Annotated in this window: 17 protein-coding genes; 4 read left to right on the forward strand and 13 right to left on the reverse strand. The window is 63.4% G+C overall.

Annotated features, from left to right (window positions below):
- Nucleotides 1-5: 5 nt before the first annotated feature.
- The 8 genes from AS93_RS0101475 to rpmH form a co-directional block, all read right to left on the reverse strand.
- On the reverse strand, nucleotides 6-782 hold the full coding sequence (locus AS93_RS0101475) for a ParA family protein (protein ID WP_027588923.1): 777 nt from the start codon (nucleotides 780-782) through the stop codon (nucleotides 6-8).
- Nucleotides 783-801: 19 nt separating this feature from the next.
- Nucleotides 802-1,449, reverse strand: a complete 648-nt coding sequence (gene rsmG / locus AS93_RS0101480) for a 16S rRNA (guanine(527)-N(7))-methyltransferase RsmG (RefSeq protein ID WP_027588924.1) — start codon at nucleotides 1,447-1,449, stop codon at nucleotides 802-804.
- A complete protein-coding gene (mnmG, locus tag AS93_RS0101485) occupies nucleotides 1,449-3,341 on the reverse strand; it encodes a tRNA uridine-5-carboxymethylaminomethyl(34) synthesis enzyme MnmG (protein WP_027588925.1) in 1,893 nt (630 codons plus the stop codon). Before mnmG ends, rsmG begins: the two co-directional genes overlap by 1 nt.
- Before the next feature lie 383 nt (nucleotides 3,342-3,724).
- Nucleotides 3,725-5,089 (reverse strand): tRNA uridine-5-carboxymethylaminomethyl(34) synthesis GTPase MnmE, encoded by a 1,365-nt coding sequence (gene mnmE, locus AS93_RS0101490; RefSeq protein ID WP_027588926.1) that lies wholly within the window; start codon nucleotides 5,087-5,089, stop codon nucleotides 3,725-3,727.
- Between the two features lie 70 nt (nucleotides 5,090-5,159).
- Entirely contained in the window at nucleotides 5,160-6,824 is a 1,665-nt protein-coding gene (yidC, locus tag AS93_RS0101495) for a membrane protein insertase YidC (RefSeq protein ID WP_027588927.1), read from the reverse strand.
- A gap of 2 nt (nucleotides 6,825-6,826) precedes the next feature.
- Nucleotides 6,827-7,072 (reverse strand): membrane protein insertion efficiency factor YidD, encoded by a 246-nt coding sequence (gene yidD, locus AS93_RS0101500; protein WP_027588928.1) that lies wholly within the window; start codon nucleotides 7,070-7,072, stop codon nucleotides 6,827-6,829.
- Nucleotides 7,065-7,457 (reverse strand): ribonuclease P protein component, encoded by a 393-nt coding sequence (gene rnpA / locus AS93_RS18560; protein ID WP_175610502.1) that lies wholly within the window; start codon nucleotides 7,455-7,457, stop codon nucleotides 7,065-7,067. The genes yidD and rnpA overlap by 8 nt, the downstream gene beginning before the upstream one ends.
- A 17-nt stretch (nucleotides 7,458-7,474) precedes the next feature.
- The gene (gene rpmH / locus AS93_RS0101510; protein WP_021702523.1) at nucleotides 7,475-7,609 is read right to left on the reverse strand and encodes a 50S ribosomal protein L34; all 135 of its coding nucleotides are present in this window, start codon (nucleotides 7,607-7,609) and stop codon (nucleotides 7,475-7,477) included.
- Nucleotides 7,610-8,126: 517 nt separating this feature from the next.
- Between rpmH and dnaA the strand changes: the two genes are divergently transcribed.
- From dnaA to gyrB, 4 genes are read left to right on the forward strand one after another with little or no spacing between them, the layout of a single operon-like run.
- On the forward strand, nucleotides 8,127-9,560 hold the full coding sequence (gene dnaA, locus AS93_RS0101515; protein WP_027588929.1) for a chromosomal replication initiator protein DnaA: 1,434 nt from the start codon (nucleotides 8,127-8,129) through the stop codon (nucleotides 9,558-9,560).
- A gap of 26 nt (nucleotides 9,561-9,586) precedes the next feature.
- Nucleotides 9,587-10,690: a DNA polymerase III subunit beta gene (gene dnaN, locus AS93_RS0101520; protein WP_027588930.1), complete on the forward strand. Its 1,104-nt coding sequence runs from the start codon at nucleotides 9,587-9,589 to the stop codon at nucleotides 10,688-10,690.
- A 22-nt stretch (nucleotides 10,691-10,712) separates the two neighbouring features.
- Nucleotides 10,713-11,816, forward strand: coding sequence for a DNA replication/repair protein RecF (gene recF / locus AS93_RS0101525; RefSeq protein ID WP_027588931.1), 1,104 nt, complete (start codon nucleotides 10,713-10,715; stop codon nucleotides 11,814-11,816).
- Nucleotides 11,813-14,236, forward strand: coding sequence for a DNA topoisomerase (ATP-hydrolyzing) subunit B (gyrB, locus tag AS93_RS0101530; protein ID WP_027588932.1), 2,424 nt, complete (start codon nucleotides 11,813-11,815; stop codon nucleotides 14,234-14,236). Before recF ends, gyrB begins: the two co-directional genes overlap by 4 nt.
- 60 nt (nucleotides 14,237-14,296) lie before the next feature.
- Here gyrB and AS93_RS0101535 read toward each other — a convergent pair whose 3' ends face one another.
- From AS93_RS0101535 to gmhB, 5 genes are all read right to left on the reverse strand, one after another.
- The gene (locus AS93_RS0101535) at nucleotides 14,297-14,737 is read right to left on the reverse strand and encodes a YqaA family protein (RefSeq protein WP_027588933.1); all 441 of its coding nucleotides are present in this window, start codon (nucleotides 14,735-14,737) and stop codon (nucleotides 14,297-14,299) included.
- A gap of 504 nt (nucleotides 14,738-15,241) precedes the next feature.
- Complete coding sequence (gstA, locus tag AS93_RS0101540) at nucleotides 15,242-15,856, reverse strand: glutathione transferase GstA (RefSeq protein WP_027588934.1); 615 nt, start codon at nucleotides 15,854-15,856, stop codon at nucleotides 15,242-15,244.
- Nucleotides 15,857-15,927: 71 nt separating this feature from the next.
- Nucleotides 15,928-17,304 (reverse strand): diguanylate cyclase, encoded by a 1,377-nt coding sequence (locus AS93_RS0101545; RefSeq protein WP_027588935.1) that lies wholly within the window; start codon nucleotides 17,302-17,304, stop codon nucleotides 15,928-15,930.
- Nucleotides 17,305-17,348: 44 nt separating this feature from the next.
- Nucleotides 17,349-18,113, reverse strand: a complete 765-nt coding sequence (locus tag AS93_RS0101550; RefSeq protein WP_027588936.1) for a lysophospholipid acyltransferase family protein — start codon at nucleotides 18,111-18,113, stop codon at nucleotides 17,349-17,351.
- Nucleotides 18,110-18,652: a D-glycero-beta-D-manno-heptose 1,7-bisphosphate 7-phosphatase gene (gmhB, locus tag AS93_RS0101555; protein WP_027588937.1), complete on the reverse strand. Its 543-nt coding sequence runs from the start codon at nucleotides 18,650-18,652 to the stop codon at nucleotides 18,110-18,112. The genes AS93_RS0101550 and gmhB overlap by 4 nt, the downstream gene beginning before the upstream one ends.
- Between the last annotated feature and the right edge of the window lie 41 nt (nucleotides 18,653-18,693).

Consider the following 18,693-nt stretch of genomic DNA (forward strand, 5'->3'; position numbering starts at 1 on the left):
TTGAGTCAGGCGGGGACTGCGGCCTGGCGGCGCGCCAGTTCGCCGGCCAGCGCCAGATAGGCCAGCGCCCCGCGGGATTGCTTGTCGTAGGCCAACGCGGGCATGCCGTAGCTGGGCGCTTCGGCCAGCCGCACGTTGCGCGGAATGATGGTGTCGTAGAGACGGTCGCCGAAATGCGCCTTGAGCTGCTCGGACACTTCGTTGGCCAGGCTGATGCGCGGGTCGTACATGGTGCGCAGCAGGCCTTCGATCTTCAGCCCGGGATTGAGCGCCTGGGCGATGCGCTGGATGGAGTTGACCAGATCGGTCAGACCTTCCAGGGCGTAGTACTCGCACTGCATGGGAATGATCACCCCGTCCGCCGCGGCCAGGGCGTTGACGGTCAGCATGGACAGGGTCGGCGGGCAATCGATCAGGATGTAGTCGAAACGGTCGCGCACCGGCGCCAGGGCCTCGCGCAGGCGCAACTCGCGGTTCGGCACCTTGAGCAGCTCCACCTCGGCGGCGGTGAGGTCACGGTTGGCCGGCAGCAGTGGATAGCCGCCGTGTTCGCAGTGCTGCAGCGCCTCGTCGACGCTGCAGTTGCCCAGCAGCACATCGTAGATGGTCAGCTCGACGGCGGACTTGTCCACACCGCTGCCACTGGTGGCGTTGCCCTGTGGATCAAGGTCGATGAGCAGCACCTTGCGCTTGGTGGCCACCAGCGAAGCTGCCAGGTTGATGCAGGTGGTGGTCTTGGCGACCCCACCCTTCTGGTTGGCGATGGCAAATACCTTGCCCATGGCTGTCACATTCCCCTGTCTAGACCGTGCGGCGCAGTATCAGCAGATGCCGCTGGCCTTGGCAACCAGGGACCTTCAGCACCTGGCAACTTTCCAGGCGGAAGTCTTCCGGCAGGGCCTGCAGCTCGTCATCCGGCTGCACGCCCTTCATGGCCAGCCAGCGGGTTTCGCCATCGCCCAGATGGCGGGTCCAGTCGGCGAAGTCCTGCAGCGAACTGAACGCGCGCGAGCAGATGCCAGCAAAGGACTGCGCCGGGGTGTAGGCCTCGACGCGACTGTGGACAACATCCAGGTTCGACAGTTGCAACTCCAGCTTCACCTGGGTCAGGAAGCGGGTCTTCTTGCCGTTGGAATCCAGCAGGGTGAACTTCCGCTCCGGGAACAGGATGGCCAGCGGCACACCGGGCATGCCGCCGCCGGAGCCCACATCCAGCCAGCGCTCGCCCAGCGGCGCCACACTGGGCACGATGCTCAGGCTGTCGAGCAGATGACGGGACACCATCTCGTCGGGGTCGCGCACCGCCGTGAGGTTGTAGGCCTTGTTCCACTTGATCAGCAGGGCCAGGTAGGCAAGCAGCTGTTCTTCCTGGCGGGCCTGCAGGCTCACGCCAAGCTGACGCGCGCCCTGGCGCAATTCTTCGGCATGCCGTTCGGTCACCAGGCTCATCAGGCGCTTTGCTCCAGGCCGCGGGCAGCGCCGCGTTTCTTCAGGTGGATGAGCAGCAGGGAAATCGCCGCCGGAGTGACGCCGGGGATGCGTCCGGCCTGCCCCAGGGTTTCCGGGCGGGCCTGGCCGAGCTTCTGCTGGATCTCCCGCGACAGGCCGGAAATCGCCGTGTAGTCGATATCCTCCGGCAGGCGGACGTCCTCGCTGGCCCGCAGGCGAGCAATCTCGTCCTGCTGACGCCCGATATAACCGGCGTACTTGGTACGGATCTCCACCTGTTCGGCAACCTGCGGGTCCACTTCCGTGTCGCCGCTGACAGCCAGCAGGCCGGCGTAGTCCACCTCCGGACGGGCCAGCAGGTTGAGCAGGTTGTATTCGTGGGTCAGCGGAGTGCCGAAGCGCTGCACAATCGCCTCACCCTCCGGCGTGCCTGGACGGACCCAGGTGCTCTTCAGGCGCTGTTCCTCGCGGGCGATGCCCTCGCGCTTGGCTTCGAAGGCTGCCCAGCGTGCGTCGTCGATCAGGCCCAGTTCGCGGCCCTTCTCGGTCAGGCGCAGGTCCGCGTTGTCCTCGCGCAGGATCAGCCGGTACTCGGCGCGCGAGGTGAACATGCGATACGGCTCCTGGGTGCCCAGGGTGATCAGGTCGTCGACCAGCACACCCAGATAGGCCTCGTCACGGCGCGGACTCCAGGCCTCGCGGCCCTGCGCACGCAGCGCGGCATTGGCGCCGGCCAGCAGGCCCTGTGCGCCGGCCTCTTCGTAACCGGTGGTGCCGTTGATCTGACCGGCAAAGAACAGCCCGCCGATCACCTTGGTCTCCAGCGAGCTCTTCAGGTCGCGCGGGTCCAGGTAGTCGTACTCGATGGCGTAGCCCGGGCGCACGATGTGGGTGTTTTCCAGGCCGCGGATGGAGCGCACGATCTCCAGCTGCACATCGAACGGCAGCGAGGTGGAAATCCCGTTCGGGTAGTACTCGTTGGTGGATAACCCTTCCGGCTCGAGGAACACCTGATGGCTGTCCTTGTCGGCGAAACGGTGGATCTTGTCTTCGATGGACGGGCAGTAGCGCGGCCCGATGCCCTCGATGATCCCGGAGTACATCGGCGAGCGATCCAGGTTGCCGGCGATGATCTGGTGGGTGCGCGCGTTGGTGTGGGTGATCCAGCAGCTGACCTGACGCGGATGCTGCTCGACCCGGCCCAGATAGGACATCACCGGCGTGGGCGTGTCGCCCGGCTGCTCGGTCATCACCGAGAAATCGATGGTGCGGCCATCCAGGCGCGGGGGCGTGCCGGTCTTCAGGCGGCCGATGCGCAGCGGCAGCTCGCGCAGGCGACGGGCCAGGGCGATCGAGGGCGGGTCGCCAGCGCGACCGCCAGAGTAGTTCTGCAACCCGATGTGGATAAGTCCGCCGAGGAAGGTTCCGGTGGTCAACACCACGTTATCGGCCAGGAAACGCAGGCCCATCTGAGTGACGACACCCTTGACCTGATCCTGTTCGACGATCAGGTCATCGGCGGATTGCTGGAATATCCACAGGTTGGGCTGGTTTTCCAGCAGGCTGCGGATGGCGGCCTTGTACAACGCGCGATCCGCCTGGGCGCGGGTGGCGCGTACGGCGGGCCCTTTGCGCGCATTGAGCACACGGAACTGGATGCCGGCCAGGTCGGTGGCTTGCGCCATGACACCGCCCAGCGCATCGATCTCCTTGACCAGGTGGCTCTTGCCGATGCCGCCGATCGCCGGGTTGCAGCTCATGTGGCCGAGGGTTTCCACGTTGTGGCTGAGCAGCAGGGTCTTCACGCCCATGCGCGCAGCGGCCAGGGCCGCCTCGGTACCGGCATGGCCACCGCCGATCACGATGACGTCGAAACGGGAAGGGAAGTCCACCACGCACCTCGCGGTTATGAACTGTGAATTCGGGGAAGCCGGCAAGTATAGGCGCAGAGAGTGCCTGAAAGAAGTCATGGCCGTCGCTTGCCCGCCACTCGGTACGCCAGGTCTTTTATAGATAGAGAGATATGAATTTCTTAAAGAGCTTTCTCTTAAAGCTATGTTTAGCAACGTTCCGTTCTGTGGATAACGGCCTGTAAGCCCTCTGGCAAAGGGCTTTCAGACAATGACAACCCTGTGCCGAACCCGGGTGCAAGCTTGGCATAAGCGGTCGGCAAGCTGGGGAGAAGTGGCCTATCTATCCACAAGCGCGTTTTCCAGTGGCCAATCCCCAGGCTTATCGACCGGGTTCACAGGCAGTTGTGCACAGGGTTTGCGGGTCACTTGCCGATGCAGAAACTGGAAAAGATGCGTCCCAGCAGATCGTCGGAACTGAACGCACCGGTGATCTCGCCCAGTGCCTGCTGCGCCTGACGCAGATCCTCGGCAAGCAGCTCGCCGGCGCCGGCCAGGGTCAGCTGGGCATGCCCGTGATCCAGGTGGGCGGCTGCCTGATGCAAGGCTTCCAGGTGCCGGCGGCGTGCGCTGAAGCCACTTTCGGCGGTCTGCTGATAACCCATGCAGGTCTTCAGATGCTCGCGCAGCAGGTCCAGACCGGCGCCACTGCGTGCCGACAGGCTCAGGGTGACATGGCCATCGGCGCCCTGCTGGAGGCCGGCCGGCTCGCCGCTCAGGTCGATCTTGTTGCGAATCAGGGTGACCCGCTCGGGTGCCGGGCGCTTGTCCAGGAATTCCGGCCACAGCGCAAAGGGATCGTCGGCCTCCGCAGCGCTGGAGTCGACCAGCAGCAGAATGCGGTCGGCCTCCTCGATAGCCTTGAGCGCGCGTTCCACACCGATACGCTCCACCTGATCCTCGGTGTCGCGCAGCCCGGCGGTATCCACCACGTGCAGCGGCATGCCATCGATGTGGATATGTTCGCGCAGCAGGTCGCGGGTGGTGCCGGCGATGTCGGTAACGATCGCCGCCTCGCGGCCGGCCAGGGCATTGAGCAGGCTGGACTTGCCGGCATTGGGGCGGCCGGCGATCACCACCGTCATGCCGTCGCGCAGCAACGCGCCCTGCCCGGCCGTGCGCTGTACCTCGGCCAGGTAGGCGCGGATGGCTTCCAGCTGGCGCAGCACGTGGCCATCCGCGAGGAAGTCGATTTCCTCCTCGGGGAAGTCGATGGCCGCTTCCACATAGATGCGCAGCTGGATCAGTTGTTCGCTCAGCTCGTGCACGCGCCGCGAGAACTCACCCTGCAGCGAGCGCAGGGCGTTGCGCGCCGCCTGGGCCGAGCTGGCCTCGATCAGGTCGGCAATGGCCTCGGCCTGGGCCAGGTCGAGCTTGTCGTTGAGGAAGGCGCGCTCGCTGAACTCGCCCGGACGCGCCTGCCGCGCGCCGAGTGCCAGGCAGCGATCCAGCAGCAGATCGAGCACCACCGGCCCGCCATGCCCCTGCAACTCCAGCACGTTTTCGCCGGTGAACGAATGCGGGCCGGGGAAGAACAGCAGGATGCCCTCGTCCAGCACCTGGCCCTCGGCGTCGCGCCAGGGCCCGTAGTGGGCGTGCCGCGGGCGCGGCGTGCGGCCGCTGAGCGCCTCGGCGATCGACAGGGCCAGCGGCCCGGAAACCCGCACGATGCCTACCCCTCCACGACCCTGGGCGGTGGCGACGGCGGCAATGGTGTCACGGCTGTGCATGGAACGTTTCTCCACAATGCAAAACGCCCCGAGAACGGGGCGTTTGCAGGGTTTGGCGAATGGCGCCGGCTTACTTGGCCGCAGCCTCGATCTGCCGGGTAATGTACCACTGCTGGGCGATGGACAGGACGTTGTTGACCACCCAGTACAGCACCAGACCAGCCGGGAACCACAGGAAGAAGAACGTGAAGATGATCGGCAGCAGTTTCATCACGCGCGCCTGCATGGGGTCCGGCGGCGTCGGGTTGAGTTGCTGCTGGATGAACATGGTCACGCCCATGATGATCGGCAGGATGAAGTACGGGTCGGTGATCGACAGGTCGGTGATCCACAGGATCCACGGCGCCTGGCGCATCTCCACGCTTTCCAGCAGCACCCAGTACAGGGCCAGGAACACCGGCATCTGCACGAGGATCGGCAGGCAGCCGCCCAGCGGGTTGATCTTCTCCTTCTTGTACAGCTCCATCATCGCCTGGGACATCTTCTGGCGATCGTCACCGTACTGCTCCTTGAGCGCCTGCAGCTTGGGCGACACGGCGCGCATGCGGGCCATGGACTTGTAGCTGGCCGCCGAGAGCGGGAAGAAGATCAGCTTGATGATCAGGGTCAGCACCACGATCGACCAGCCCCAGTTGCCCAGCACGTCGTGGATCAGCTCCAGCAGCCAGAAGATCGGCTGGGCGAGGAACCAGAGGATGCCGTAGTCGACGGTCAGGTCCAGGTCAGGGGCCAGGGCCTTGAGGTCTTCCTGGATCTTCGGACCGGCGTAGAGGGTCATGCCGGTTGCGCCCTGGCTGCCGGCGGGGACGTCGAGTGCCTGACCGGTGAAGCCGACGATGTAGTTGCCCTGGCTGTCCTTGCGGCCGTAGACGCCGTTGCTGCTGTCGGCTGGCGGAATCCAGGCAGTGACGAAGTAATGCTGCAGCCAGGCGACCCAGCCACCTTGCACGGTAGTGCGTAGCGGCTTGTCGTCCAGGTCGCCCATGGAGACCTTCTTGTAGTTCTCCTCGGGGGTCCAGATCGCCGCGCCGAGGTAGGTGGCCGACGTGGCGGTGGTCGAAGACGGATCGGCGCTGCCGTCGCGCTTGAGCTGCGCGTACGGGGTGCCGCGCCAGGCCTGGCCGCTCTGGTTGTCGACCAGGTACTCGACTTTCAGGTCATAGCTGCCGCGGGTAAAGGTGAAGCGCTTGGTGTAGCTGATGCCCTGGTCGGCGTAGGTCAGGTCGACCACCAGACGGTCCTGACCTTCGGCCAGCTGGTACTGGCGCGATTCCGCGCTCCAGCGCGCCCGGCCGCTGCTGCTATCCGGCGCGTTGTTGCCGAGCAGACCGCTCTGGGCCAGATAGGTGCTGCCGTTGCGATTGTCGAACAGCTGGAACGGTACATCGGGGTTCTTCTGATGGCGCGGGTACTTCGGCAGGCTCAACTGGACGATATCGCCACCGACCGGGCTGATGGCCAGTTCCAGCACGTCGGTGCTGACACGGATCAGCTGGTCGGCCCCGGCGGCATCGGCCACCTGGCTGGGTTGCGGCTGCGCCTGCTCCGCCACGGGCACATCGTCGTGCGCCGTGTTGCTCTGCGTGGTATCCGGCAGATCGCTGGCGGGGTTGGCGGCAATGGAGCTGTGTGCCGGCGGCTGTGCCGCCTGGCCGTAGTCCTCATTCCACTGCAGAACCAGCAGATAGGAGACGACTGCCAGGGCGACGAGCAATATCGAACGTTTGATATCCATGGTTACTCGGCCATCGAAGGGGGTCGGGGAGTTGAAGCGGGTGGAACCGGATCGTAACCGCCCGGGTTCCAGGGGTGGCAGCGGGAAAGTCGGCGCAGGCTCAGCCAGCCGCCGCGCAGAACGCCATGCTGTTCGATGGCTTCCAGCGCGTAGCAGGAACAGGACGGATAGAAGCGACAGTGGCTGGCCATCATGGGACTGATGGCATAGCGGTAGAACTTGATCGGTGCGACGACCAGTTTACGCATCCGCGAGCTGTTGGGCATGGGAACCGTCCTGGGGGCGTGGCAGCCGGGCAAGACGCTTCCAGAGCTTGATGAACTGGCCGGCAAGCTCCGGATTGTCCAGGTCGCCGAGGCCCTTGCGGGCCACGACCACGACATCCCAGCCAGCCAGATCGCACTGCTGCTGGCGGAATGTTTCGCGGATCTGGCGCTTCAGACGGTTGCGCTCGACCGAGAGCCTGACGCTCTTCTTGCCGATCACCAGCCCAAGGCGGGGGTGATCCAGACCGTTTGCGCGGGCGAGGAGCAGAACGTTCCTGCCCGCGACCTTACCGCTGGGTGAGTCGAAGACTGCTTTGAACTGTCGGGGTTTGAGCAGGCGCTTTTCCCGACCGAAACTTCGGCTCACCACGAGTGCTGCTGTGGTCAGACGGTCAGACGCTTGCGGCCCTTGGCGCGACGACGCGACAGGACAGCACGGCCGTTCTTGGTGGCCATGCGGGCGCGGAAACCGTGGACGCGAGCGCGCTTCAGGGTGCTGGGTTGGAAAGTGCGTTTCATGATGGATTACCTGGTGGTCACTACGGGCCGGGAGTGGCCCCCGTTTTAAGAGACCGGCAATTCTAGAGAAAGCGAGGGGGCAGGTCAATTTCCAGCCAGCCCCGGCTCGTCTGAAGAAAAGGAATAGGTACTTTTGAGAAAAAGATTGTTTATGTCGTTATGTATTGGTCGCCGAGACTGTTGTGGATAACCTTGCCTAAGCCGTCTGTTCTAGGGCTTGCGGCGCTGTATAGGTCAGCGGATAAGCGTTGGCGTTCCGGTGCACGGGTTGCGGATAAGCGGTGGATGGAATGGCCGCTTACCCACACCCGATTTATCCCGATCGTTATCCGGTGGCTTGCCCACAGAAGTATCCCTTGGTTTATCAACAGATTGGCGCACAGCTGCGTTGCGCCTGACCCATCGGCTCGCCGGCGCGGCGATCGCCCTGTTTGTTGTGGATAACATCCCCCCTGCTCGCTACAATGCCCGCTTGTTTGGCGACCATGTTTTACGCCTTCGAGGCTTGGGGGTATCCGTGTCTGTGGAACTATGGCAGCAGTGTGTGGAACTGCTTCGCGATGAGCTGCCGGCCCAGCAATTCAACACCTGGATTCGCCCGCTGCAGGTCGAAGGGGATGCCGATGAGCTGCGCGTGTATGCGCCCAATCGCTTCGTGCTCGACTGGGTCAATGAAAAGTACCTGGGTCGTCTGATCGAGCTGCTCGGTGAGCGCGGGAATGGCCTGTCTCCCGCCGTGTCGTTGCTGATCGGTGCCCGCCGCAGTGCTCGCCCGGCTGCCACTGCGCCGCGGCCGGTGGCTGCTGCGGCTCCTGCGCCGGCCATCGATGCGATGCCGGCGCCTGCAGTCGAGGCCCCAATGGTTGCTCCGCCGCCGGCGCCCAGCCGGGTGGTCGAGCGCAACGTCCAGGTGGAAGGTGCGCTCAAGCACACCAGCTACCTTAATCGCACCTTCACCTTCGAGAACTTCGTCGAGGGCAAGTCCAACCAGCTCGCGAGGGCGGCCGCCTGGCAGGTGGCCGACAATCCCAAGCACGGCTACAACCCGCTGTTTCTGTACGGCGGGGTCGGCCTGGGCAAGACGCACCTGATGCACGCGGTGGGTAACCACCTCCTGAAGAAGAATCCCAATGCCAAGGTGGTCTACCTGCATTCCGAGCGTTTCGTGGCCGACATGGTCAAGGCGCTGCAGCTCAATGCCATCAACGAGTTCAAGCGTTTCTACCGTTCGGTGGATGCGCTGCTGATCGACGATATCCAGTTTTTTGCCAAGAAGGAGCGCTCCCAGGAGGAGTTCTTCCACACCTTCAACGCGCTGCTGGAAGGTGGTCAGCAGGTCATCCTGACCAGCGATCGCTACCCCAAGGAAATCGAGGGGTTGGAGGAGCGGCTGAAATCGCGCTTCGGCTGGGGCCTGACGGTGGCGGTCGAGCCGCCCGAGCTGGAAACTCGCGTGGCGATCCTGATGAAGAAGGCCGAGCAGACGCGTATCGAGCTGCCCCATGACGCCGCGTTCTTCATCGCGCAGCGCATCCGCTCCAACGTCCGTGAGCTGGAAGGGGCACTCAAGCGTGTGATTGCTCACTCGCATTTCACCAACAGCCCGATCAGCATCGAGCTCATTCGCGAGTCGCTGAAGGACCTGCTCGCCCTGCAGGACAAGCTGGTCAGCATCGACAACATCCAGCGCATCGTGGCCGAGTACTACAAGATCAAGCTGACCGAGCTCCTCTCCAAGCGACGCTCGCGTTCCATCGCCCGGCCACGACAGGTGGCCATGGCGCTGTCCAAGGAGCTGACCAATCACAGCCTGCCGGAGATTGGTAATGCGTTCGGTGGGCGAGACCACACCACGGTCCTGCACGCCTGCCGTAAGATTGCCGAGCTCAAGGAATCCGACGCGGACATCCGTGAGGATTACAAGAACCTGCTGCGCACGCTGACCACCTGATTCCACCTGTTCGCAAGGAACCCACCATGCATTTCACCATTCAACGCGAAGCCCTGTTGAAACCCCTGCAACTGGTGGCCGGCGTCGTTGAGCGCCGTCAGACGCTGCCCGTGCTTTCCAACGTTCTGCTGGTGGTTCAGGGCCAGCAACTGTCTCTGAGCGGTACCGACCTGGAAGTGGAGCTGGTTGGCCGCGTCAGCCTGGAGGAGCCAGCCGAGCCGGGGGAGATCACCGTGCCGGCGCGCAAGCTGATGGATATCTGCAAGAGCCTATCCAGCGATGCGCTGATCGACATGCGCGTCGATGATCAGAAGTTGCTGATCAAATCCGGCCGCAGCCGCTTCACGCTCTCTACCCTCCCCGCCAACGATTTTCCCAGCGTCGAGGAAGGTCCCGGTTCGCTGGGTTTCAGCGTTGCACAAAGCAAGCTGCGTCGGTTGATCGAGCGGACCGGCTTTGCCATGGCCCAGCAGGACGTGCGCTATTACCTCAACGGCATGTTGCTGGAGGTCAATGCCGGTGTGCTGCGCGCCGTGGCCACCGATGGGCATCGTTTGGCCATGTGTGCCCTGAATGCCGGTATTCCTCATGGCGACCGCCATCAGGTCATCGTGCCACGCAAGGGGATTCTCGAGCTGGCCCGCCTGCTCACCGACCAGGACGGCGAAGTGGCTATCACCCTGGGCCAGCACCATATCCGCGCCACCACCGGTGAATTCACCTTTACGTCCAAGCTGGTCGACGGCAAGTTCCCCGACTATGAGCGCGTGCTGCCCCGTGGCGGCGACAAGGTGGTGATCGGCGACCGCCAGCAGCTTCGCGAAGCGTTCAGTCGCACTGCCATCCTCTCCAACGAAAAGTACCGTGGCATCCGGCTGCAGCTGGAGAATGGCCTGCTAAAGCTGCAGGCCAACAACCCGGAGCAGGAAGAGGCCGAGGAAGAAGTGGTAGTGGAATACCAGGGCTCGCCTCTGGAGATCGGCTTCAACGTCAGCTACCTGCTGGATGTGCTCGGTGTGATGAGTGCGGAGCAGGTGCGCCTGGTGCTCTCCGATGCCAACAGCAGTGCGCTGGTGCAGGAAGCCGACAACGACGACTCTTCCTACGTCGTCATGCCGATGCGCCTGTAATACGCGCACCTGCCTTTTCGAAGTGTCCCTGCTTCGTCTGATGGTCACCGGCGTGCGCAATCTGCAGCCGGTGACCCTGCAGCCTTCCCCCGGTATCAACATCCTCCACGGTGCCAACGGCAGCGGTAAGACCAGCGTGCTCGAGGCTATCCATCTGCTGGGCATGGCGCGGTCCTTTCGTAGTCCGCGCCTGCAACCGGTCATTCAGACCGAGCATAGCGCCCTGACTGTTTTTGGTGAGATCCAGCTTGCCGAGGGTGGCTGCAGCAGCTTGGGCCTCGGCCGTGAACGAAACGGCGAGCTGCAGATCCGTATCGACGGACAGAACGCACGCAGTGCCGCGCAGTTGGCCGAAGCGCTGCCGTTGCAGCTAATCAATCCGGACAGTTTCCGGCTGCTTGAGGGCGCGCCCAAGGTACGCCGCCAGTTCCTGGATTGGGGAGTGTTCCACGTGGAACCTCGCTTCCTAGGCAGCTGGCAACGCCTGCAAAAGGCCCTCAGGCAGCGGAATTCGTGGCTTCGGCATGGTAGACTGGACGCCATTGCGCAGGCTGCCTGGGACCGGGAGCTGTGCCTGGCAAGCCGAGAAATCGACACCTATCGACGCGCTTATCTCCACTCCCTGAAACCGGTTTTCGAGAACACGCTGGCCCAGCTGCTGGATCTTCCCGGGCTGTCCCTCAGCTACTACCGAGGGTGGGACAAGGATCGCGAGCTGGAGGAAGTGCTGGAGAGCAGCCTGCAGCGAGACATGTCGCTCGGCCACACCCAGGCAGGTCCTCAGCGCGCCGATCTGCGTTTGCGCCTGGAGGGCCACAATGCGGCAGACATTCTATCCCGCGGTCAGCAGAAGCTGGTGGTGTGCGCCTTGCGCATAGCCCAGGGGCATCTGCTCAATCAGGCCAAACAGGGTCGTTGCCTCTATCTGGTAGACGACCTGCCCTCGGAGCTGGACGAGCGTCACCGGATGGCGTTGTGTCGCCTCCTTGAAGAGTTGCAGTGCCAGGTATTCATCACCTGCGTCGAACCCCACGTATTGAAGGATGGCTGGCGCACGGATACGCCGGTTGCCATGTTCCACGTGGAACATGGTCGAATCACCCAAGACTATCGGAGTGAAGCATGAGCGAACAAAACACCTACGACTCCTCCAGTATCAAGGTGCTGAAGGGATTGGATGCAGTGCGCAAACGCCCCGGTATGTACATCGGCGATACCGACGATGGCACCGGTCTGCACCATATGGTGTTCGAGGTGGTGGACAACTCCATCGATGAAGCCCTGGCCGGCTACTGCTCCGAAATCACCATTACCATTCATACCGACGAATCGATCACCGTCCGCGACAACGGGCGGGGCATTCCTGTGGATATCCACAAGGAAGAAGGCGTTTCGGCTGCTGAGGTCATCATGACCGTGCTGCACGCTGGCGGTAAGTTTGATGACAACAGCTACAAGGTCTCGGGCGGTCTCCATGGCGTGGGCGTCTCGGTGGTCAATGCGCTCTCCGAAGAGCTGGTGATGACCATTCGGCGTGCCGGAAAAGTGTGGGAGCAGACCTACGTGCATGGCGTGCCGCAGGCGCCTCTGGCCGCAGTGGGCGAAACCGAGGGCACTGGCACGCAGATCCACTTCAAGCCGTCCGCGCAGACCTTCCGCAATATCCATTTCAGTTGGGACATCCTGGCCAAACGCCTGCGCGAGCTGTCGTTCCTCAACTCCGGCGTCGGCATCGTGCTGCGCGACGAACGCAGCGGCAAGGAAGAACTCTTCAAATACGAAGGCGGCTTGAAGGCCTTCGTCGAATACCTGAACACCAACAAGACCGCAGTCAACAGCGTGTTCCACTTCACCGTGCAGCGCGAAGAGGACGGTGTGGGCGTAGAAGTGGCCCTGCAGTGGAACGACGGCTTCAATGAAAACATCCTGTGCTTCACCAACAACATTCCGCAGCGTGATGGCGGCACCCACCTGGCGGGCTTCCGCTCGGCGCTGACACGCAATCTGAACAACTACATCGAGGCCGAGGGCCTGGCCAAGAAGTTCAAGATTTCCACCACTGGCGACGATGCCCGTGAAGGCCTGACCGCGATCATCTCGGTGAAGGTGCCGGATCCCAAGTTCAGCTCGCAGACCAAGGACAAGTTGGTGTCCTCGGAAGTGAAGACTGCGGTGGAACAGGAAATGGGCAAGTTCTTCGCTGACTTCCTGCTGGAGAACCCCAACGACGCCAAGGCGGTGGTCGGCAAGATGATCGATGCCGCACGGGCTCGCGAGGCCGCGCGCAAGGCCCGGGAAATGACCCGTCGCAAGGGCGCCCTGGACATCGCCGGCCTGCCGGGCAAGCTGGCTGACTGCCAGGAAAAGGACCCCGCGCTGTCCGAGCTCTACCTGGTGGAGGGTGACTCCGCCGGCGGTTCCGCCAAGCAGGGCCGCAACCGGCGCACCCAGGCGATCCTGCCGCTCAAGGGCAAGATCCTCAATGTGGAGAAGGCGCGCTTCGACAAGATGCTTTCCTCCCAGGAAGTGGGCACCCTGATCACCGCGTTGGGCTGCGGCATCGGCCGCGACGAGTACAACATCGACAAGCTGCGTTACCACAACATCATCATCATGACCGACGCCGACGTCGACGGCGCCCACATCCGTACCCTGCTGCTGACCTTCTTCTTCCGGCAGCTGCCGGAGCTGATCGAGCGTGGTTACGTCTACATCGCCCAGCCGCCGCTGTACAAGGTCAAGAAGGGCAAGCAGGAGCAGTACATCAAGGACGACGAGGCCATGGAGGAGTACATGACCCAGACCGCCCTTGAGGATGCCAGCCTGCACGTCAACGAGAACGCGCCGGGCATTTCCGGCCTGGCCCTCGAAGCCTTGGTCAACGATTACCGCGCGGTGATGAAGACCCTCAAGCGCCTGTCGCGCCTGTATCCGCAGGAGCTCACTGAACACTTCATGTACCTGCCGGCCATTGGCCTGGAGCAGTTCGCCAGCGAAAGCGCCATGCAGGGCTGGTTGGATGGGCTGCGCGAGCGCCTGAAGGCCGAGGAACGCTCGGGCCAGGCCACCTACCAGCTGCAGCTGCGCGAGGACCGCGAGCGCGGTTTCTGGCTGCCGGAGGTGGAGATCAAGTCCCACGGCCTGTCGCACTACATCACCTTCAACCGCGACTTCTTTGCCAGCAACGACTACAAGAGCGTCGTGGCATTGGGCGAGAAGCTGGGCAACCTGCTCGAGGAAGGCGCGTATGTGAAGCGTGGCGAGCGGCGCAAGGCGGTTAGCACCTTCAAGGAAGGCATGGACTGGCTTATGGCGGAAACCAGCAAGCGCTACAGCGTGCAGCGCTACAAGGGCCTGGGCGAAATGAACCCGGATCAGCTGTGGGAAACCACCATGGACCCGGCCGCCCGGCGCATGCTCAAGGTGACCATCGAGGACGCCATTGCCGCCGACCAGATCTTCAATACCCTGATGGGCGACGCCGTGGAGCCGCGCCGCGACTTCATCGAGGCCAATGCCCTGGCGGTGTCGAATCTGGACGTCTAACACCTGCAGACGATGAAAAAAACCCGGCCTGCGCCGGGTTTTTTTTGCCGCGAAAGAGCCCTAGCCCATCCAGCCAAGGGTGAGGCCGGTGAGCATCAGGTAGCGCGCACCCTTGGCGACCAGGACCAGTAACAGAAAGCTCCACCAAGGCTCACGCATCACGCCGGCAATGACCGTCAGCGGATCGCCGATGATGGGGAGCCAGCTCAGCAGCAGGCTCCAGCGGCCGTAGCGTTGATAGCGCTGGCGGGCCTGTTCCAACTGCTGGGGGCTGACAGGGAACCAGCGTTTGTGCTGCCAGTGTTGCAGAGAACGACCCAGCAGCGCATTCAGGCAGGAGCCCAGCACGTTGCCGGCGGTTGCGATCCCCAGCAAGGCGACGATTGAATACTGCCCGCTCAGCAGCAGTGCCACCAGCAGGGCTTCGGATTGCAGGGGCAGCAGGGTTGCCGCTCCGAGGGCCGCAAGAAATAACCCGCTGTAGGCGCCGGCTTCGATCATCGTGTGGGCACTGCGTAGCGGGGAAAACGGCGCATGAGAAACATGTCTCTGGGAAAAGGCACGGCAGGGTAACCGAAGCGTCGCCGGCAACCCACGGAAAATCATGGACTTAGGTCTTATAGCCGACTGTGGTGGTTAACAGGCCTAATGACACTCACAACAACAATGACAAACCCGAACTCAATAACAACAACAGTCAACGCCTCTGACATAACAACGACAAGACGGCAGGGACGTAGCAAACAGATTCTTTTGACGTGGCTGTAGGTGCCCGGGAAAGAACGGACTGTCACTTCAGGCAGCAGCCCGGTACCGGTTGAAGTAGCCGACACCCGCAGTCAAAAAAATACGTTCGCTCTTGGCTCCATGTGGGAGCCGTCAGCAACAGACACCAACGGCCATAACAACAACAAGGCCGGGGGCAGGCAAAGATACGCAGTTGAATGTTCAAGGGGAGCCTCAGGCTCCCCTTTTTGCTGCGCGCGCAAAATCCTCCGGTGGGGGTTACTTGAGCAGCCCTTCGGCCTTGAGTGCAGCCTGTACCGCCGGGCGTGCGGCGATGCGCTGCTGGAATGCCTGCAGCGCCGGATAGGGCGCGAGATCGACGGCCAGGAACTGGCACCAGCCCAGCACCACGAACAGGTAGGCATCGGCGACACCGAAGCGGTCACCCACCAGATAATCACGTCCTTGCAGGGCATCGGCGGTATAGGTCAGGCGCTGGGCGATCGTGGCGCGAGCGGCCTCCTTGACCTCCTCCGCAGTGCCTGGACGGAACAGCGCGCCGAAGTTCTTGTGCAGTTCGGTGGCGATGTAGTTCAGCCACTCCTGAGCACGCGCCCGGGCCAGGCTGCCCGCCGGAGCCAGCAGGCCGGCGTCGGGCTTCTGGTCAGCCAGGTACTGGACAATCGCCGGGCCTTCGGTCAGCAGTTCACCATCGTCCAGGCGCAGCGCGGGCACGTAACCCTTGGCGTTGATCTGGCTGAAGTCCTCACCGGAGGCGGTGCGGTGCGGTTGGGTACGCAGGTCGACCCTTTCCAGCTGGTGATCGAGACCCAGCTCGCACAGCACGATGTGCGGAGAAAGCGAGCAGGCGCCCGGGGCGTAGTAGAGCTTCATGATGGAATCCTATGCAGGTTGGAAATGGCGTCGCAGCCCTGCCCTGGTTCCACACCCGGGCAGGGCACCGTTCAGCTTGCCAGTAGAACGCTGCGATTGCGACCGTCGCGCTTGGCCTGGTACAGCGCCTGATCGGCACGGCGCAGCAGGCGCTGGTAGTCCGGATGGCCGTCGTGTACCGCCACACCGATGCTGACGCTGAGCTGAAGTACTTGGCCGCCGATGCGGAACGATTCGGAGGCAATGCGCTGCCGCAGACTCTCGGCCACCTGCAAGGCGCGTGTCGGCTCGATGTCCACCAGGACCAGCAGGAACTCCTCGCCCCCATGGCGGAAGGCATAGTCGCCGCCGCGCGTGTTGCTGGTCAGCAGGCCGGCAATCTGCTGCAGCGCCTGGTCCCCGGCCTCGTGTCCGTAGGTGTCGTTGATCTGCTTGAAGTGGTCCACGTCGATCAGCAGCACCGCGAAGCTATGACCACTCTGTCGGCTGTAGAGCACCTCCTTGCTCATCACCACCGGCAGGAACTTGCGGTTGAGCAGGTGGGTGAGTGCATCACGGCCGGCCTCCAGGTCGTTGGCCTGCTCGAACAGGCTGTCGAGCAGGAATCGGATCGACTTGGTCTGCTCGCGGATCTGGCGCAGCAGATCGATGGGCAGATCGCTGCGCCCGCCGTGTTCCTGGCTGCGCAAATCCTCCAGCTGGGCATCGATGGCACGGATGTAGGTGAGGATGGACGTGCTCTCCGGCGAACCCTGGAAGGCGTGCGAGGCCTTGTGGCGAAACCACAGGCCGAACTCCGAATCGCTGAGCTTCGGCAGATAGCTGGCCTGCTGGCCGGTGGCCAGGGCAAACATCAGCTGGTTCTCCCAGTCCAGCAGTGCGCCGCGTTGCCGTTCCTTCTCCGTACCCAGGTTCTGCGACACCGAGAACAGTCGGTAGGCCTCTTCGGCACGCGAGTTGCGGTCGTGGGACAGCGAATAGGCCTGGCTCATGATCTCCATGGTCAGATCGATCAACTGGCAGGCCAGGCGCGTGGCGGCGTGCTGGGCGTGATCGTCCAGGCCGCTGTCCATGAGCAGCCGGGAAAGGTGGGTCTTCAGCTGGCGGGCGCCGCGCAGCACCAGGGACACCGGCACCTCGATGCGTGCGTGCACCTTGCCGACGTGCTGCTGCAGGCGAATGCACTCGATCACCTGTTCCGTCTGCTGGGCGGCAAACACGTTGATGATCCAGCGCTGCAGCGAACTGCTCAGCTGGGTACGTACCTGCTCATGACTGAGGTAGGGAGAGGAACCGGGGTTTTCCAGCATCTGTTCGTAAAATTCGCGGGCCAGCGCGACGCGGTACGTCTCGGCCAGCGACTGGAGAATCGGCAGGGCATCGGCGTATTGGCGGATCAGTGCCTGCCATTCTTGCGCGAGAAGTTCTTCATTCATGGGAGCACGGATCAAGGCGGGGCCGGCAACGCCGGCCCGGAATACGGGGTAGACCGTCAGCTGGCCAGCGAGGCGCTGCTGACAGCACGAGGGGGATCGATCTCGGCCATGCGCTCACCGATCCAGCGTTCGGCACGCTGATTCAGCTCGCTGATCGCGCGCGGGCCTTCGCCTTCGGCGTACATGGGCGGGCCGATGAACACCTGGATGGTGCCGGGGTGTTTGGCCCAGCCCTGCTTGGGCCAGCAGTGGCCGGCATTGTGTGCGATAGGCAGCACCGGTAGACCGGCGTTGACGGCCAGCGCCGAACCGCCGCGGGAGAACTTGCCGGTTTCCCCTACCGGCACGCGGGTGCCTTCCGGGAATACCAACACCCAGTTGCCGCGCATCAGGTGCTCATGTCCCTGCTTGGCCAGCTGCTTGAGGGCCAACTTGGGATTGTCGCGGTCGATGGCGATGGGGCGCATCAGCGCCAGGGCCCAGCCGAAGAACGGCACCAGCAACAGTTCGCGCTTGAGCACCTGGCTCAGCGGACTGAACAGCCCGGACAGGAAGAAGGTTTCCCAGGTGCTCTGGTGTTTGGCAAGGATCACGCAGGGGCGCTCGGGAATGTTCTCCAGCCCATGCACCTCATAGCGGATACCCACCAGGGAGCGGGCCAGCCAGATCGCCAGCCGGCACCAGCTCTGCACGATGATCCGGTAGCGCTGGCGAAACGGCAGCAGCGGCGCGATGACCAGGCTGGCGGTGCCCCACACAAAGGCGCTGGCCGACAGCAGCAGATAGAACACCACGGTTCTCAGGCGTTGCGTTGCGCTCATGGACGGGTTTCCAGCAAATGGTCGGCCACGGCGGCCAGGTCATCAAAGACTTGTGTGCCGGATGGAAGCGGCTTCTCCAGCGTGCGCTGGCCTTTGCCGGTGCGCACCAGGAACGGATCGGCACCGAGCGCCAGGCCGGCTTCCAGATCGCGGCGGCTGTCGCCCACCGCGGGGACGCCGCGCAGGTCGCTCAGGCGGAAATGCGTGGCGATGCGCCGGAACAGGCCGGGCAGCGGCTTGCGGCAATCGCAGGCGTCGTCCGGACCGTGAGGACAGTGTTCGATCAGGGCGATCACGCCGCCCTGCTCTTCCACCAGCCGCCGCAGGCGCTGGTGCATCGCGTCCAGGGTCTGCGCGCTGAAATAGCCGCGGGACAGCCCGGATTGGTTGGTGGCTACCGCCACCGTCCAGCCGGCTCGGCTGAGTCGGGCGATAGCCTCGATCGAGCCGGGAATCGGAACCCACTCTTCCAGACTCTTCACGTAGTCGTCGGAGTCCTGGTTGATGACGCCGTCGCGGTCAAGAATGATCAGCTTCATACAGCAGCCTCGAAGAGGGGCTTCAGGGGGTGCCTGAAGCC

Origin of the sequence: Pseudomonas sp. RL (genome assembly GCF_000647775.1) — a bacterium.
Taxonomy (GTDB): domain Bacteria; phylum Pseudomonadota; class Gammaproteobacteria; order Pseudomonadales; family Pseudomonadaceae; genus Serpens; species Serpens flexibilis.